At 64.7% G+C, this 16,243-nt stretch carries 17 protein-coding genes; 6 read left to right on the top strand and 11 right to left on the bottom strand.

What is annotated here, in order from left to right:
• Positions 1–215 precede the first annotated feature (215 nt).
• The 5 genes from ACSIH6_RS26395 to ACSIH6_RS26375 all read left to right on the top strand — a co-directional run bounded on the left by ACSIH6_RS26395 (position 216) and on the right by ACSIH6_RS26375 (position 4,302).
• Positions 216–1,262 (top strand): chaplin family protein, encoded by a 1,047-nt coding sequence (locus tag ACSIH6_RS26395; protein ID WP_435111047.1) that lies wholly within the window; start codon positions 216–218, stop codon positions 1,260–1,262.
• 156 nt (positions 1,263–1,418) lie between these two features.
• Positions 1,419–2,288: an SURF1 family cytochrome oxidase biogenesis protein gene (locus tag ACSIH6_RS26390; protein ID WP_435111046.1), complete on the top strand. Its 870-nt coding sequence runs from the start codon at positions 1,419–1,421 to the stop codon at positions 2,286–2,288.
• Positions 2,289–2,348: 60 nt separating this feature from the next.
• On the top strand, positions 2,349–3,176 hold the full coding sequence (locus tag ACSIH6_RS26385) for a class I SAM-dependent methyltransferase (protein WP_435111045.1): 828 nt from the start codon (positions 2,349–2,351) through the stop codon (positions 3,174–3,176).
• A gap of 318 nt (positions 3,177–3,494) precedes the next feature.
• Entirely contained in the window at positions 3,495–3,950 is a 456-nt protein-coding gene (locus tag ACSIH6_RS26380; RefSeq protein WP_435111044.1) for a GNAT family N-acetyltransferase, read from the top strand.
• A gap of 100 nt (positions 3,951–4,050) precedes the next feature.
• On the top strand, positions 4,051–4,302 hold the full coding sequence (locus tag ACSIH6_RS26375) for a Smr/MutS family protein (protein ID WP_435111042.1): 252 nt from the start codon (positions 4,051–4,053) through the stop codon (positions 4,300–4,302).
• Positions 4,303–5,224: 922 nt separating this feature from the next.
• Here the strand turns inward: ACSIH6_RS26375 and ACSIH6_RS26370 are convergent.
• The 11 genes from ACSIH6_RS26370 to ACSIH6_RS26320 all read right to left on the bottom strand — a co-directional run bounded on the left by ACSIH6_RS26370 (position 5,225) and on the right by ACSIH6_RS26320 (position 14,191).
• The gene (locus ACSIH6_RS26370) at positions 5,225–5,977 is read right to left on the bottom strand and encodes an ABC transporter (protein ID WP_435111040.1); all 753 of its coding nucleotides are present in this window, start codon (positions 5,975–5,977) and stop codon (positions 5,225–5,227) included.
• The gene (locus ACSIH6_RS26365; protein ID WP_435111038.1) at positions 5,974–6,777 is read right to left on the bottom strand and encodes an ABC transporter permease; all 804 of its coding nucleotides are present in this window, start codon (positions 6,775–6,777) and stop codon (positions 5,974–5,976) included. Before ACSIH6_RS26365 ends, ACSIH6_RS26370 begins: the two co-directional genes overlap by 4 nt.
• Positions 6,774–7,487 carry an ABC transporter ATP-binding protein gene (locus ACSIH6_RS26360; RefSeq protein WP_435111059.1) on the bottom strand — a complete coding sequence of 238 codons (714 nt, stop codon included), beginning with the start codon at positions 7,485–7,487 and terminating at the stop codon, positions 6,774–6,776. Before ACSIH6_RS26360 ends, ACSIH6_RS26365 begins: the two co-directional genes overlap by 4 nt.
• A gap of 249 nt (positions 7,488–7,736) precedes the next feature.
• A complete protein-coding gene (locus tag ACSIH6_RS26355; protein ID WP_435111036.1) occupies positions 7,737–8,243 on the bottom strand; it encodes a transposase in 507 nt (168 codons plus the stop codon).
• Positions 8,240–8,755, bottom strand: a complete 516-nt coding sequence (locus ACSIH6_RS26350) for a winged helix-turn-helix domain-containing protein (protein WP_435111034.1) — start codon at positions 8,753–8,755, stop codon at positions 8,240–8,242. The genes ACSIH6_RS26355 and ACSIH6_RS26350 overlap by 4 nt, the downstream gene beginning before the upstream one ends.
• 66 nt (positions 8,756–8,821) lie before the next feature.
• Complete coding sequence (locus ACSIH6_RS26345) at positions 8,822–9,457, bottom strand: response regulator (RefSeq protein WP_435111033.1); 636 nt, start codon at positions 9,455–9,457, stop codon at positions 8,822–8,824.
• Positions 9,458–9,555: 98 nt separating this feature from the next.
• Positions 9,556–11,397, bottom strand: coding sequence for an ABC transporter ATP-binding protein (locus ACSIH6_RS26340; RefSeq protein WP_435111031.1), 1,842 nt, complete (start codon positions 11,395–11,397; stop codon positions 9,556–9,558).
• A complete protein-coding gene (locus ACSIH6_RS26335) occupies positions 11,394–11,837 on the bottom strand; it encodes a lasso peptide biosynthesis B2 protein (RefSeq protein ID WP_435111029.1) in 444 nt (147 codons plus the stop codon). The genes ACSIH6_RS26340 and ACSIH6_RS26335 overlap by 4 nt, the downstream gene beginning before the upstream one ends.
• The gene (locus tag ACSIH6_RS26330; RefSeq protein ID WP_435111027.1) at positions 11,834–12,097 is read right to left on the bottom strand and encodes a lasso peptide biosynthesis PqqD family chaperone; all 264 of its coding nucleotides are present in this window, start codon (positions 12,095–12,097) and stop codon (positions 11,834–11,836) included. The genes ACSIH6_RS26335 and ACSIH6_RS26330 overlap by 4 nt, the downstream gene beginning before the upstream one ends.
• Positions 12,094–13,923, bottom strand: coding sequence for an asparagine synthase-related protein (locus ACSIH6_RS26325; RefSeq protein WP_435111026.1), 1,830 nt, complete (start codon positions 13,921–13,923; stop codon positions 12,094–12,096). Before ACSIH6_RS26325 ends, ACSIH6_RS26330 begins: the two co-directional genes overlap by 4 nt.
• A 136-nt stretch (positions 13,924–14,059) precedes the next feature.
• On the bottom strand, positions 14,060–14,191 hold the full coding sequence (locus tag ACSIH6_RS26320) for a lasso RiPP family leader peptide-containing protein (RefSeq protein ID WP_435111024.1): 132 nt from the start codon (positions 14,189–14,191) through the stop codon (positions 14,060–14,062).
• A gap of 757 nt (positions 14,192–14,948) precedes the next feature.
• On the opposite strand from ACSIH6_RS26320, the gene ACSIH6_RS26315 reads away from it, so the two are divergent.
• A complete protein-coding gene (locus tag ACSIH6_RS26315; RefSeq protein ID WP_435111023.1) occupies positions 14,949–16,067 on the top strand; it encodes a sensor histidine kinase in 1,119 nt (372 codons plus the stop codon).
• Positions 16,068–16,243 lie beyond the last annotated feature (176 nt).

Raw genomic sequence — 16,243 nt, 5'->3', positions numbered from 1 at the left:
TGCTAACGTTTCGGTCCGTCGGCGGTTCCGCGAACTTTCGAACCGCGACTTCACACACGCGGGTCACCCCGCCGCCACGCAGCGTTCTCCGCTGGCGGACCCGCCCCGCGGTGGACAGCCGGACCCGTGAGACGACGCGGGCACCGGTCCCGCCGCGGACCAGCGTCGCGACTGCGCGATCCCCAAGCCGTATCCGTGAAAGGTCACCTCCGCACATGCGCAACACAATCCGTTACTCCTTCGCCACCGTCATGACCGCCGGACTGGTCGTGGCGCCCGTCGCGGCGACCTTCGCCGACACCACCACCAGCGGCTCCGGCGGGATTGGCAGCGGGAACCAGGTCGTCGTGCCCGTGGACGTCGAGGCCGAACTGTGCGGCAACTCGATCGCGATCCTCGGCATCTCCAGCGCCACGTGCACCCAGGTCTCGGAGGTCCTCTACGAGGCCAGCGGCCAGGGCGGGGCCTCCACGGACGGCTCCGGCGGTGTGGCCAGCGGCAACCAGATCATCGTCCCCGTGGACGCCGCGATCGACGCCTGCGGCAACGCGGCCGCGGTCGGCGGCATCAGCCAGGCCGAGTGCGTCGAGGTGGTCGAGGTCCTGGAGGAGGAGAGCGCCGACGCGCCCACCACCAGGACCGACGGCTCCGGCGGTGTGGCCAGCGGCAACCAGATCATCGTCCCCGTGGACGCCGCCATCAACGTCTGCGGCAACTCGGTGGCCATCCTGGGCGGCTCCAGCGCCAAGTGCACCACCATCATCAACATCATCCAGGCCTCCCCCGAGAACGAGGGCTCCCCCGACGCCGCCACCAGCGGCGCGGGCGGGATCGGCAGCGGCAACCAGGTCGTGGTCCCGGTCGACGCGGCCGTCGACATCTGCGGCAACGCCGTGTCCGTGCTCGGCCTGGCCGAGGGCTCCTGCATGGAGATCATCTCCGAGGAGGAGGAGTCGGAGGAGCCGGGCGAGGAGAACCCCGGCGAGCCCGAGCAGCCCGAGGAGGAGAAGCCGGAGGAGGAGAAGCCCGAGGAGCCGGGTGAGGAGAAGCCCGAGGAGCCCCGCGAGGAGGACAAGGGCGAGGACGACTCCAGCACCGGCGAGGAGCCCTCCGAGCCCCAGGCCGACGAGCAGCTCCCCGTGACCGGCGGCGCCCTGGCCGGTCTGGTCGCCGCGGGCATCGCCGCGGTCGGCGCCGGCGGCGCCGGGCTGTACTTCGCCCGCAGGCGCAAGGCCGCCGCCGTGACCGGCGACGACGAGTAGCACGGGCGGGACCTGAGCTTCCGCTCACACACGCGGGGCCGCCGGTGACCGGCGGCCCCGTCCGCGGCACCGGGTCCGGGCACGTGCGCGGGGCCGCGCGGCGCGGGGGAGAGGGTCGGTGCGAGGTGGCCGGAAGCGTCTCCTAACCTCGAAGACGTGCTCAAAGTCCTGTTCTCGCAACGCATGCTGGCCTTCCACGCGCTGGTGCTGGTGCTGGTGCCCAGCTTCATCTGGCTGGGCTTTTGGCAGCTGGACCGGGCCGGGCAGCGCGGCGCGGCGGTCGATCTCCAGCAGTCCAACCTCGCCGCCGACCCCGTGCCGGTGGCCGAACTCTCCCGGGTCGGCGAGGACGTCGATCCCGACGAGCGCTGGCGCACCGTCGAGGCCACCGGCACCTGGGACACCGAGCACGAGCTGCTGCTGCGCAACCGTGACGGCTCCGGGGGCGTGGGATTCCACGTGCTGACCCCGCTGGTCACCGAGGAGGGGCCCGCGGTCCTGGTCAACCGCGGATGGGTCGAGCGCGGCGCGACCGCCCTCGACCAGCCGGAGGTGCCGCCCGTGCCCGAGGGCGCCGTGGAGGTGGCCGGGCGCCTGCACTACTCCGAGAGCGAGGAGAACACCGGGCTGCGCAACCGCGACGACCTGCCCGAAGGGCAGATGATGATGGTCGACGTGGACCGGATCGCCGCGGACCTGCCCTACCCGGTCTACGGCGGGTACGTCGATCTGACCCGGCAGGACCCGATGCCGGACGCGGCGCCCGAGCCGGTCGCCCTGCACGAGGAGGACGCGGGGATGAGCGCGTCCTACGCCGTGCAGTGGTGGGTGTTCGCGGTCGTCGCCGTCGGGGGTTGGGTCTTCCTCGTCCGCCGCGAGATCCGGGACGCCCGCGAGGCCGAGGCCGCTGGGACTTCTGAGGGGCCCGCGGAGACCGTGGAGGCCGAAGGGAGTTCCGAGGGGACCGCGGAGGCGGACGGGGACTTTGGTGCGACCGCGGACACAAGCCGGTCGGGAACCGCCTAGCGCGATGACGGAAGGGTCTGCGGGCTCGCTCCCACCCGCCTCTCTGGGAGGCTGGGGCCCATGAACGATGACGGCTATCCGGATCCCGGGCGCGTCGGGCGCCGAGCGGTGGACGCGGCGGAGAGCGCCCGCGCCGGACGCCTGTGGTGGGACGGCGCGGCCGACGCCTACCAGGCCGAGCACGGGGCCTTCCTCGGCGACGCCGAGTTCGTGTGGTGCCCGGAGGGCCTGACCGAGGCCGAGGCGCGCCTGCTCGGCGACCCTGAGGACCTCCCGCGGACCCGGGTCCTGGAGGTGGGCTGCGGCGCGGGCCAGTGCGGGCGGTGGCTGCGCGCCCAGGGGGTGCGCGAGGTGGTCGGGTTCGACCTGTCCTTCCGCCAGCTCCAGCATTCGCGCAGGATCGACGAGGGGACCGGGCACGCGCTGGCGGCCGTGCAGGCCGACGCCCAGCGGCTGCCGTTCGCCGACGCCGCCTTCGACGTGGTGTTCTCCTCGTTCGGGGCCTTCCCGTTCGTGCCCTCCGCCGACGACGCCCTGGCCGAGGCCGCGCGGGTGCTCAGGCCCGGAGGGCGGCTGGTGTTCTCGGTGACCCACCCGATCCGGTGGAGCTTCCCGGACGACCCCGGCGAGGAGGGGTTCACCGTGCACCAGTCCTACTTCGACCGCCGCGCGTACGTGGAGGAGGACGACGGCGGCGACGCGGTCTACGTGGAGCACCACCACACGGTGGGTGACTGGGTGCGCGGGATCGCCCGCGCGGGCCTGGTGCTGCGGGACGTGGTCGAACCGGAGTGGCCCGAGGGGCTGGAGCGGGTGTGGGGCGGCTGGGGTCCGGTGCGCGGCCGGATGATCCCCGGCACCGCGATCTTCTCGGCGGACCGGCCCTGAGCCTCGGGAGGAACGGGCGGGTGCACGGGGTGCTCGCCGTCGCCGGGGCGCTGGCGACGGCCACCCTGTTCGGCCTGTGGTGGGCGCTCCGGCGGAGGAGGGGGGACCTGGGCGCGCCGTCGGTTCCGGAACGGGCGTCAGGGCGCCTCTGAGCGGTTCTCCGCCCCTGGAGCGCGCGGGTTCGCGGCGGGGGCGCGGACCCGCCAGAGGAGCTCGCCAGAGCTCGCGGTTCCTGGGCCTTCGGACGGGGTGTCCGCGGACCCGCCGACGGGTATTCCGGGCTCGGAACATCCGCTGACGACGAGTAGGAGCCCCCGCGTGACCGACGTCCGTGTCCGAACCGCCCTCCCCTCCGACCACCCGCGGATCGTGGCGGTCTGCGACGACTGGTGGGAGCGCCCCGTGGCGCACATCCTTCCCAGGCTCTTCCTCGACCACTTCCACACCACCAGCCTCGTCGCCGAGGCGGAGGGGGAGCTGGCGGGCTTCCTGGTCGGCTTCCCCTCGCCGTCCGTGCCCGAGGAGGCGTACGTGCACTTCGCCGGGGTGGCCCCGGGGCGCCGCAGGACGGGGCTCGCGAACGGGCTGTACCGGCGCTTCACGGACGGGGCGCGGGAACGCGGGTGCACGGTCGTGCGCGCGGTCACGTCCCCCGCCAACGAGCGCTCGATCGCCTTCCACCGCGCCCACGGCTTCACCGTCACCGGACCGCACGCCGACTACGAGGGGCCGGGCGTGGACCGGATGGTCTTCACCCTGCGCCTCGGGGCGTGACGGGGGAGGCCACAGGTACCGGAGGAAAAGGCCGTGCCGTGGTCCCGGCGCGCGTCCTCGCGCCGCGTATGATCCGGCTACCGGACGCGGAGGAGGCACGGTGCGGCTCAAACTCGACCTGCACGACATCTTCAACAAGGGCCGGGACATCGATCGGGCCCTCAGCGACATCATGGACGAGGCCGAGCGCACCGGGGCCAAGAGCATCGAGATCATCCCCGGCAAGGGGTCCGGGCAGCTGAAGAAGCGGGTGCTGCGCTTCCTCGACCGCAAGGACGTCAAGGCCCGCTACCACCGGGTCGAGAAGGACTCCAGGAACTTCGGCCGCCTGTTCGTGCACTTCAGGCGCTGATCCAGGGTGCGCCGGAGGTGCCTTCTCGCCGATGGCGTTGTCCAGATCGGGTCGGAGTGCCGGTACGCAAGAGCCTCAGCGAGGTGCGGTCGGTGTTCGGTCTCGGTGCATAGGGGAGGCAGGAGGAGGGTGGTTGTGCCCAGAGCCGCGGTACCGCCGTCATGGGCGTGCCGGTCACCGGTCATCGGGGTCTCCTCGGGGCGGGCGTCGATATCGTGTCGTGCACCGAGCGGCCCGGCCCACGGCCGCCATGGGCCGGGCGTTCGCCCAACCCCTGGTGTAGTCCGCTGGTTCAGGCTGCGCTAGTCAGAATTCGGAACGATTTCCTCGGGCCGAGACCGACGCCCATGCGTACCACCATCCATATCCCGGTGTAAACTCGGACCCGCTCTTGGCGGATCGTCATCAACATCGGTTTCCATTTCCACGTGGGCTTGGCCTGAGAGAGCATATCCTGAATGTGTGGGTCTTCAAGGCTGCGAATTTCCAACCATCCCTCTCCGATCTGCTCGACAGTTCGCGCCAGGTTCCCACACTTCATGCAACTGCTGTCGAACAACAAATAATTAGCCAACGAAGTAACTCCTTTTTGTTGGCATAATCGAATCACTCCGACGTCGAACCGCCGATGTCGCCCCAGTCACCGGGACGGCTCCACACCCGTGTGCGCAAGGCGATGGAGACCCCACGTTCTAGGAGCCACCGGCGCACGGCCCCCGGTCAAGCCACCGGGAAACCACATGGGACGAGTTCTTGGCGGTCAGCCGCCAACCGTGAGGAACGTAACGATCAGGGCCAGGGCGACCACGCCCACGATCGACCAGATAATAGTTGTCGTCTTCTTCATGTTGTGTCACTTTCCTTTCGTTCCCTACGGCGCATCCCGACTCGGGAGAACACCGCATGTTTTCTCTTGGGTGGCTCAGGCGTCGCGACGCATCAGGGACAGCGCGTATACGGCAAGGGACACGAGGGTCCAAACCGTGAGGGTGAGTGCCGCGACTCCGGGCGAAAGCTCGTGGACGTCGTAGGCGGGGGTTCCGACCAGGCTCAGACCGGCCTGGTCGGGCAGGAGCCGGAGTCCTTCGGGCCACTGCAGGACCCCGGTGGCGACGACGATGGGCAGCGTGACCAGAATCCCCAGAGACGTGATCGTGCTGCGGAGAAGGCCGGCGAGGCCGAAGGCGATGAACGACATGAACGCGTACACGGCGATCCACTGCCCGAGGTCGAGAAGAAGCTCTCCGGCTTCCAGCCCTTCTGAGAACCCGATGATCAGTCGCGCGGGGACGAGCACGATGACCGCGGCGGCGAGCACGGCCACGGTCATCGCCGCCAGCTTCCCGAGCAGGAGGGTACGCCGGTCGGGTGTCGCGGTGAGGCTCACGCGGATCTGCCCTTCGCGGTACTCGCTCGCCGCGGCGTACACGGGCAGGACCAGAAACGCGTACACCGGGGCGATCATGAGAGTGCCGAAGGAGGACAACGTCGATGGCTCCTGGCCGCCTCCGGTGTAGAAGGTCACGCCCGATGCGTCGATGGCCGCCAGGAGAGTGTTCACGGCCACGGTGACAGCGACCATGACGACGGCGACCGGATTCGTGATGATCTTGGTGGTCTCTGCGGCGATGACGTCGCGTCGGCGGATCACGGGTGGCTCGACCGGCGCGTTCATCGGGCGTCCCTGCGCTTGATGGCCAGCGCCGCGACGATGCTGGTGACGAGCGCCCAAAGGGTCAGGACGATCGCGCCGTGCTCGGCACTACCGGTCAGAGGTGCGCCCGCATCGCGTCCCTGCAGTAGGAGGTTCCGCGCCGCGCTCAAGGGCAGGAAAGCGTCCACGGCGGGTGAGAGCATCGCGACGACCTGGGCCATGGTCAGCATGATCAGGACCACCGTCGCGATGATCCCGGTCAGCGTACGCCGGGTGAGGAGGGTGATCCCAGCGCCGATCAGAGTGAACGTGGCGGTGAACAGCAGCAGACGGGCCTCGACGGCCAGCATGTCCGCGCTCCACAGCATGCCGGGATTCCAGTCTCTGACAGCGGCGTACATGAAAGCCGTGGCCAAGGCGATGCACACGAGCCCGAGCCCGAGCGCGTAGGCCGTCGTGGCGAGGAGCTTGCCCAGGACCAGACGGATGCGATTGGGCACGGCGACCACGCTCAAGCCGAGCTGCCCGGAGCGGAACTCCGCACCGGCGATCACCGCACCAAGGATCGGGAACAGGAGGCCCGGGTTGAAGACGGTGACACCGACCGTCTGCCGAAGCTCTGTCTCGGCGTGGAAGACCCGTCCGTTGGTCTCGGTCATCCCGTCGGGTCGCACATTCGCGACCGCGTCGATGTTGAAACCGAGAGACTGGTACTGAAAGAAGACGTTGAGCGCGATGATGACGCCCGTCATGACCCATATACTCCGGAGGGTCAGGACTTTGGTCAGTTCGGAGCGGATGATGCTCAGCACGCCGATCACCAGCTCTGTCCGGGCTGGCTACCCGTCAACGAGAGGAACGCTTCCTCGAGCGAGGTATGTCCTTCGGTGATTTCATTCAGGGTGCCGTTCGCGATGACGCGGCCGTCGTTGATGATCACGATGTCGTCGACGGTCTCCGCGGTCTCGCCCATGAGGTGGCTGGACAGGAGCACGGTGTTGCCCTGGTCCGCATAACGCCGCAGGAATGTGCGAATGGTACGGATACCTTCGGGATCAAGGCCGTTGACCGGTTCGTCAAGGACGAGAACGCGCGGTTTTCCGAGGAGGGCCGCGGCCAGGCCCAGCCTCTGTTTCATGCCCAGGGAGTACTTGCCTACCCGTACCTTCGCCGCTTCGGAAAGTCCCACTGTTGCGAGGACCTCGGAGATCCGCCGAGACGGGATGCGGTTGGACTGGGCGATCCAGCGCAGGTGGTCGACTCCACGGCGTTCCGGCACAGCCGACGCGCCGTCGAGCATCGCACCGACGGTCCTCAGCGGTTGCCGTAGTGACGTGTACGGTCGACCATCGATGAGTGCCGTCCCGGATGTGGCGCGGTCGAGTCCCAGAAGGATGCGGAGCGTGCTCGATTTGCCGGCTCCGTTCGGACCGAGGAACCCGGTGACCCGTCCAGGTGCGGCGCTGAAGCTCACCCCGTCCACAGCGAGCTTGGACCCGTACTTCTTCGAAACGTCTGTCACTTCGATCATCGACATCGGCTCTCTGGGGGTCGGTTTCCTTCTGAGGCATCCAGCGTCACACCCATGGACCCGCCGTGCTGACACCCGAAAGTGGACACTTGGCAGAGCGGAGACGGCCCGTACGCTCCCCCTGTGTCCCGTGGAATCCTGCGGCTTCCTCCACCGACGAGGACCGCGGGCCGCCGTGTCATCGGCACACCGACCTCTCCCGGACACCAGGTGGCGGCCTGAGGGAGGAACGACCTCATTGAGTTTTGATTATTGGGTTCGGAGTTGGAGCCCGGTATGAGCGAGGAAAGCAGCCACCAGGTCCGGGCGGCGCTGGATCTGTCGAAGCCCGCCCCGCATCGCAGAGGCCAACTCGCCAAAGGACAGAGCCGCCAGGTTGGCCAGAGCGGTGGCGCGCAGGTGCGCCCACGCCTCCTCGGTCGGGTTCAGCTCGGGAGCGTAGGCGGGCAGGTACTCCACCTCAAGCCAGGTGCGGGCGGCGATGGCCCGCCGCATTCGGCCGCTGCGGTGCCCGGACAGGTTGTCCCATACCAACAGGATCGGAGCCGCCAACTCCTGATGGGCCTGATCCAGCAGAGCGATCAACTCGCGGTCGTGGTACCAACCCGGACGGGTCCGGTAGAGCATCCGGGGCTGCTGCCTGGGCCGGTAGCAGCACAGCGCGGCCACCGAAAGCTTGGACTGGGACCCTTTGACCACGTGCAGGACCGGGGTCTGCCCGGCTGGGGCCCAGGTGCGCTCCACCGCACCGGTCAACCCGCTCCCGGCCTCGTCCTCGAAGCAGATCCACGCCCCACTTTCGGCCCCCTTTTTTCGATGTCGGGCCAGGTGTGCTCGACCCAGTCGGCGATGGCTTCCTCGTCGCGTTCGATGGCGCGGCGGGTGGGCAGCTGGTTGGTCCAGCCCATCCGGTGCAGCAGCCGCCACACCCCCGACAGGTCGGCGTAGACCACACCGAAGGTCTCGGCGATCACCCGCCGGATCCGGGCCAGGGTCCAGCCATCGGTGGCAAACCCGTAGTCCTTGGCGCCACGGCGTAGGACCTGGCGCAGCTCGTGCTGTTGGTCCTGGGTCAGCAAGCAGTGCGGGCCGGTGGGGCCCTTGCTGGCCAGCGCAGCCGCACCTTCCTGGCTCCAGGCGTGGTGCCAGTTGTTGACCGCGCGGGTGGTGACGCCGAGCAGGGCGGCGATCTGGCTGTCGCGCAGGGTGCCCTCTTCGAACAGGGCGGCGGCGGTCATACGGCGGTGTTGTTGCTCGGTGGCGTCCATGCTGGCCTCCCGAAACTGCTGGTCACAGGAGTCATACCCACCATGAAGCGAACAATCAAACCTCAATCAGCGAAGGACACCCGCTCTGTAAGCCAGGACGACGAGGTGGGTCCGGTTCTTCACTCCGAACTTCTCGAACATTCGCCGGAGATAGGTGCGCACGGTCTCGTTGCTCAAGTGAAGTTCGCTCGCGATGTCCTGGCTCTTGTAGCCCGCGGCCAGGAGCCGGCAAATATTGGCCTGCTGCTCCGTGAAGGCCGGATATTCTCCACGTGATCCGGTGCGGTCGTCATACTTCCTGGCGGGAAAGTGGTCGACCAACCGAGAAGTCACGTCCAACGCCAACGACGCGTGTCCTGCGTGGACGGCCCTGATGGCGCTCAGAATCTGAACGGGCGAGGCGTTTTTCAAGAGAAACCCGGACGCACCGTAACGCAGTGCCTCGTGCACATACTCGTCGTGATCGAACGACGTGAGCATCACTATGCGCGTTGGAAGGGAAAGACGGTGCAGAGCACGGACGACTTCGATGCCGGTCAGCCCCGGCATTTCGACATCGAGTAGGAGAACATCCGGCTCTAGTTCGGCTAGGCGGTCGACCAGACCTCCTCCACTGCCGGCAACACCGACCAGTTCTACATTCGAGACCTTCTCGAAGAACTTCTTATAGGCGCGCAGGAACCCGGCATCATCGTCAGCCATGAAAACGTCTATGGAGGGCCCGGGAGCCGACTCACTCCCGCCTCCACTGACACGGGCGGCGTCCACCTGAGCGGAGGATGGTCCGGAAGCCTGCGAGTTCATTCTTCCTCCGCTGAGCCCGAGAGAAACTGGTGCTTTGCAAGCTCATTGTACAACTCACAGCTCTGGACCAGCTCATGGTGTGTGCCTTGGGCGACCACACGGCCCACGTCGAGGACAATGATCTTGTCCGCAGATGCCACGGTTGAGAAACGATGAGCAATGACCAGGGTCGTTCGGTTGATCTCAGAAAGGTTCAGGGCGTCTTGAACCATCGTCTCGTTGCGGCTGTCCAAGTTGGACGTCGCCTCGTCCAGCAGCAATACTGGGTTTCCCGCCAGTAGCGCTCGAGCGATCGCCAGCCGCTGTCGCTGCCCCCCGCTGAGGCGCGTGCCCAGTTCGCCCACCTCCCGTTCGAGGTAGCGGCGTCCAGCTGCATCGTTCTGTACGAGTCCCACCTGCTTCAGTGCCGCGATGCACTCCACATCCGTCGCTTCGTCAGCAGACAGGTTCAAGTTCTCCCGCACGTTGCCTGAAAGAACGACAGCATCCTGGTCGACATAGGCCATCTGCCCCCTCAGTTCGTCGCGAGACATTTCTCTGACGTCTCGGCCTCTGAAGAGTATCCGTCCACCAGTCGGCTCGTAGAAGCGCTCCAGGAGTGAGAAGACGGTCGTCTTCCCCGCTCCTGACGGTCCTACGAACGCGACCGTCTCTCCACGGGTGACGGAAAATGATACGCCAGAGAGCGACAATTCAGCACCGTCAGACCCTCCTGGTGGTTGCCGAGCATACTGGAACGATACCTCCTCGAAGCGAAAAACCTCGTCCGTGTCCTCGGGGACGGTGCTGATGGATGCAGTCTGAACGTCCGGTTCAGCGGGCTCGGAATGGATCTCCAGGATCCGTGCCAAAGCACCGAAAGCTTCGCCGAGGGATGCCACAACATTCCCCACCATAGCGATCGGGGTCACCATGAGCATCAAGTACATTATGAACGCACTCAGCTCTCCGGTTGTGAGGATCCCCGATGTGACCCTCAGAGCACCGAAGCCGACGATCACGATCAGGAGAACCTGTACGGACACGCCGGATACCGTCTGCAGCATAGCGCGGAGACCTGCCGCCTTGAAGCCGGCCCTGCGGACTTCTGACGCCTCCGCCATGGCCTTGTCAGATTCTCGCCCCGCTGCCCGGGTGGCTCGCACCATTTTCATGGAGCCTATGGAACGCGACACGCTTTCTGCGAGAGCGCCGAGCGCATTCTGTACCTGGAGCCCGACTGGCCTGGTCTTTTTGCCGAGAGCCAGGATGACAATGAAAATAACAAGGACTGCCGCGAACGAGAGGCCGAGCAGGAACGGGTCGATCAACGCCATCATGATGAGTGATATCAGTACAGTGATCACGCTGATAGCGAGGTCGATCAGACCGGATGTCAGGAAGTTCCGTGTTTCAGATACATCTGTGGTCACCCGAGTGACCATGTCCGCACGGTCTCGGATCTCGAGCCTTGCCATCGGCAACGAATAGATGTGGTCTACTAGTTGCTGACGAGAGTCATAGGCGAACTTTTCTCCTGTTCGCTCGATGACGAGTTCGCGCAGCCCGGTCAAGACCGCACTGACAAACAGCAGCATGACCAGCAGAGCGGCCTCGCCCAGAGGAAGGCCGCTGTTGAAAGTGTCGACGATACTGGAAACCACCAAGGGCTGGACCGCACCAGCGGCGGAACCGAGGACTCCTATGGAGAATGCGATGATGAGTGGTACGCGATAAGGCTTGAGAAGCGGGAGGACGTCACGGAACCCGGCGGTAGGCCGACTGGTTGATTCAGGTGTGCTCTCGGCCTCGGAACGGTGCTGTTCTTTCGGTTCTCTGTCCAACTCCGAGACGGTCATTCCTTCTCACCGCCTGATGAAGCATACTCGGGAACGCAAACCATCATCTTCCGGAACTCCTCCAGGTCGGCCATCTCACCCACGGGCCGGCCGTCGACTTCGACCCAGGCATGTGCGGCGAAGGGTCTGTCCTGGACCCCAGTGCACCAAGTGACCCCGTAGCCATACGACCTTGCCAAGAGTGCCGTGGCTATCGAGCGGGGTAAGCACCCATCACCGGCGCACAGCGTGCTGACGGCGACGACGAGCCCACGGTGATGTTCGACGTCCTCCATCCTCGGCCTCTTCCCGCTGCGAACGACCACGTGCACCAGGCGCTTGATCCGAACCGGCTTGAGCTGGCTGAGAACGAGCGCCACCGCAACGCATGCGCGGGAGCGAAGGAGAACTCCACGAGAGGCGGGTTCCGCTGACGGTTCCGGTAGTACAGACCTGCTCACGATATCCGTCCTTCGACGAGGCGCGCCTTCTTCATGTCCTTGAGAAGTCGGCGAACGTCCCGCCGGGCAACGCCCGGGTCCACGTCGAAATCAGTGGTGACGGCCTGGACAAGTTCGTTGAACGACCGTTCCTCGGCGAGTGCCTCCGCCAGTCGTACTCCAACGGGGTTCAGGTGCCAGTAGGTGCCTTTTTCCGTGTCCAGGAGCAGCGCGCCGTCCTCGTCCGCGCTCATCTTGACAGAGGATTTGAGCTTCATCATGCGTGATGTTCCCTTGTGGCGAGCCGGGCTTTTTCGTCGTGGACGTTCCGCAGCCACCTTTCGGCAAATTCGAGATCAACGAGGTCCGAATATGCGGCACCATCTGCGGAGTAGGAATCAGAGACCCTGGCAACCTCGTCGTCGTGCACGAGGCCGAGTTCGCCCAGTATCGATCCTTCGGAGAAGGTATTGCGGGCACGCTTGAGTATCGTCCGGTGGTGGTCGAACACCTCAGGCGTGTAGTCACCCTTGTCCTGACGCATAAAATAATCAAGACTCATTGTTTTCGGTCTTGCCGCTGCGAGCAAGGGCTTGGCTGGATACTGCCGAGTCCGTTCCCGATGATTGAGGGATATCGCTGGTTCGACGACCCTTCTGTCGAGGTAGGGGCTGTCGAACCGGACCTTGTCCGCCACGTAGTTCATGCGTCTGTTCACTGCACCGTGGGCGGTGAGGTAGGAGAGTATTTGATGAACCGTCCGATCTGCGGACAGCGCGGTGGCCCCGTCCTTGAGTTCGGTTCGAGCGAGGTCGCTGACCTGTTCCTTGGCAACGCCGGTGAAGATGTCAGGGAATCGTGGAGTCTGAATCCAGCTTGAATAATCCGCCGCATCGTGGGCTGGATAACTGTAGTTCCCTAGCGCGATCTGATCTAGTTCATGGGTGAACGTTCTCCGGTCCCATAGCATTCTGAGCATGGCTGATACGGGGATGCGGTTCATCGTTCGGTATCGCCACAGCCATGTGTACCTACCGTGCCCACCCGATCTGAAATAGGACCAGATCATGCTTGACACCTGGCCGAACAATGCGTCGCCCGCGTGTCCGTTGAGATGAAGAGTACTTCCAGACCCACTGATGTGCTGCTCGATGGACGCTGCCGATGCTATGGCGGACGACAGCGATCCTGGCCCCTCCGGGAACATCGAAAGTGAAGCGGGAATCTCGTCCGTGATGTGGTCGAGAACCGACTGGTATGGGATTTTCAGATGGTTGGAGGCGATCTCTTCTACAGCACGGTCCGACCATTTCCAGTCGTTGTTCGATTTGCTTCTCGCCTGTATGAAGAAAGTGTGGAGATCAAGGCCTAGTTCGGCGGCGAAGAAGCTGAGTGTCGTGGAGTCCAGGCCTCCCGACAGATCAGCGCTGACGACCGAACTTCCTTGTGTGCGGAACCTCAGGGCTTCTTCGATTCCCGAAGAGAGTTCGTGGCCGAGTTCGCTTATTGACCGGTCAGCCTGAGGTGGGGTCCACCATTTTTTCCGTTGAGGGTCGGCACCATCGGCGACGGTCAGAAATTCGCCGATCCCCAGCGCGTCGACGTTGTGCCAGACGGGCCTTCGAATAAACGGATGTGACACCTCCGCGTTGACGATTCGTGTAGTAAGTACGCCATGGTCTAATTCAAAGTTGTTGAGGGCGGCGAGTGGATACTGTTCGTCGCTGACTATCGCCAAACCGTTGAACCTGGTCCAGAACAGTGATCTCGACTGGAACGTCGGGGCGTAGGCCCGAAACTGACTGCCATCGTGGGCGAGCAAGAGGACATCGAACTCCACGAGTTCTTCCGCGAGGTTCTCTGTTCGCGTAAGGGAGTCGATGCCGTCGAGTCTCTTCGCGAGCTCGCCTTCGTCTATATTTGTGTGGCCGGTGACGACGACATTGATATGCCTGTTGTGTGATGCTATGAAACCACCATCGGTTGGTCCGCCTAGAATCCAGGGCCGTCCGGAACGATGCTGACAGAGCACAGGGCCTGCGGTGTCCTGGAGTCGTGACAGGGTGTGTTCGTGAATGGCTGTGTCGGGGAGGATGACAAGCGCCACGATCACTCCTCTCAAGTTGGGTCCTGGTTTTCTTCCACGGTGTTCATTTTGTTGCTACTACCGATCAGTGCTTCTCGTGTCCAATGCGAGTGCGGGGCAGCACACCTGAAGTGCTGCCCCGCACTCGTTGAGACCGTCAGCAGCCGGGGGTGGTGGTCCACAGAGCCCGGTAGCCGAGAATGTCGTTGCAGTTCAGACGGCCCAGCGACTTCGTGAGCTTCTTGAACGAACCGATGCGGGTAAGGGACGGGGAGGTGTACTTCTTCATGATTTTTCCCTTTCTCCAAGAACTCGTGGAACTACCGCGTTGAGTGCGTTCTTTCGCTCTGCTGTGGGCAACGATGCAGCTCACAGGTGTTATTACACGTTCAGTGACTACGCTGGTGGTCTCTGACCGCCCTGAGGGAAAGACCCATCGATCGCTTTGTGCTCCGCTTGTTCTGGCATGTGGGCGAACGGTTGTTCGTCTGCAGCGAATCTAAGTGAGTCACTCCTTCTGAGTCAAGATGCCCATGTCATTACCGTGGTCTCCATACTTCCTGAAAATGCAGGTCACGGATGTGTGCTAGTCCGCGGTGAACACTCCCCGTAGAGAGAATCCCCTGGTAGGGGAGTTTTGACCATGATTTTTCAACCGATCTGGGTTCGAGGGCTCTTTTGTTTCTCCAGGGGCGCATGGGAAACACGAGCCATCCTTTTGAACTGGGATCGACGAATCAGACATGAAAAAAATCGGCATGGGAGTCATCTATCGCGGAGTCGTCAGAAAAACACCAACAGTGATGTAATTTATCCGTTGTGTCAGCATCCTTTGTCCATCGCGTTTCCTCAGCCGAACGCACCGGAGCCCGGAGCGTGGTCGATGACCGGGTCCGGTCGCGCGTTCGGTCGGTCCGTCGGGGATCAGCACCAGGTGCGTCCCCCGCGACCGAGGCGAGCGGTGTGCGCAGGCTTCGCATCGGTCCACACTGGCAGTCGAGCGGTTCGGATCACGGTGGTGGGATCGGCACATGAGGAGAGATGTCATGGACACGTCAAGCTGGCGCTCCCCTGTCTCGTGGCTCGCCGATACCGCGGTCTCGGCGGCCGTCGTGCTGGTCTTCTGGATTCCCTCGGTCCTCGCCCCGGGAGGGAACCAGTGGCTCGGGGTCTGCTTGGCGGCACTCGTGAGCTGCGCCATGCTGCTCCGGTGGAAGGCGCCGAGTGCGGCGGTGTCCGTGGCACTCGTCTCCACGGCAGCCGGTTGGCTGGTCTCCGCCACGACCGATCCCATGCTCGGAGTGGCCTGGTGTCTGTACCCTCTGGCGTTGAAGCGCAGAGCTCAGTCACGCGGCGCCGGTTCCGTTGTTGTGGGAGTCCTCGTCCTGGTCACTCTCGTGTTGGGGGTCAGCGGATCGACGCAGGATCTCATGCAGAGGGTCGCCTTCAGTTTCGGGGCGATCGGTGCTGCCTGGCTCCTCGGGCATATCCAAGCGGAGCGACTCAGCGCGGTTCGGCGCGCCGAACGCCAGCAGGTCGAATTCGAGCACGTTCAGAGAGAAGCCGTCATGGCCCGTGAGGTCCATGACATCGTGGGGCACGCGTTGAGCACCATCCGCGCGGAAGCCGGCATCGCGCGCGCCGTATCCTCCTCGGACAAGGCAGAGATGCTCGAAGCCCTGGAGGACATCGAGAACCGCTCGCGTGACGCATTGGAGCAGGTGCAGTCCCTGGTGCGGGCCATGCGTCGGCGCGACTACTCACGGATCGGTGACAGCAGCGGTCAAAGCCCTGTTGCCGCGCTTCGTGAACTGGTGGCGGCGGCGACCGTGAGCGGGTTGGAAGTGGATGCCCACATCGATCTTCCTGAATGCGGAAGAGACGTCACTTTCGTGGTCACCCGGGTCGTTCAGGAAGCACTGAGCAACATCATCCGGCATGCGGCGGCCGAACGATGTGAGCTCATGGTGGCGCCTGTCGAGGAGAAGCTCGTCGTTCAGGTCAACGACGATGGCAAGGGGATCCTCGCTGACGAGGACGCAGGTTCGGGGATCTCCGGGATGCGCGAACGGGTCGAATCCGTCGGCGGCCGCCTGACGGTGGCCAACCGTCTGGGCAGAGGAACGAGTGTCGTGGCCGAACTCCCCCTGGCAGTGCGCGACTGAGCGCCTTTCGTCGTGCTTCCCGGAGTTGGAGTACAGGAACAGCGAGGGTGTTCTCTCCGATCCGCTTCGGGCAGTACCGCGGTCGTCGTGGAACGTCCCAGGACGTGTTCGGCGGATCCTGTGCTGTGGTGTATCGGTCCGGGATCCGCCCGAACGAGCGATGCCCTTCTTCGGGA

The organism is Nocardiopsis synnemataformans, assembly GCF_965343085.1.
GTDB lineage: Bacteria > Actinomycetota > Actinomycetes > Streptosporangiales > Streptosporangiaceae > Nocardiopsis > Nocardiopsis alborubida.
The sequence above is the reverse complement of the archived record's forward strand: the minus strand, read 5'-3'. Positions and strand labels throughout refer to the sequence as shown.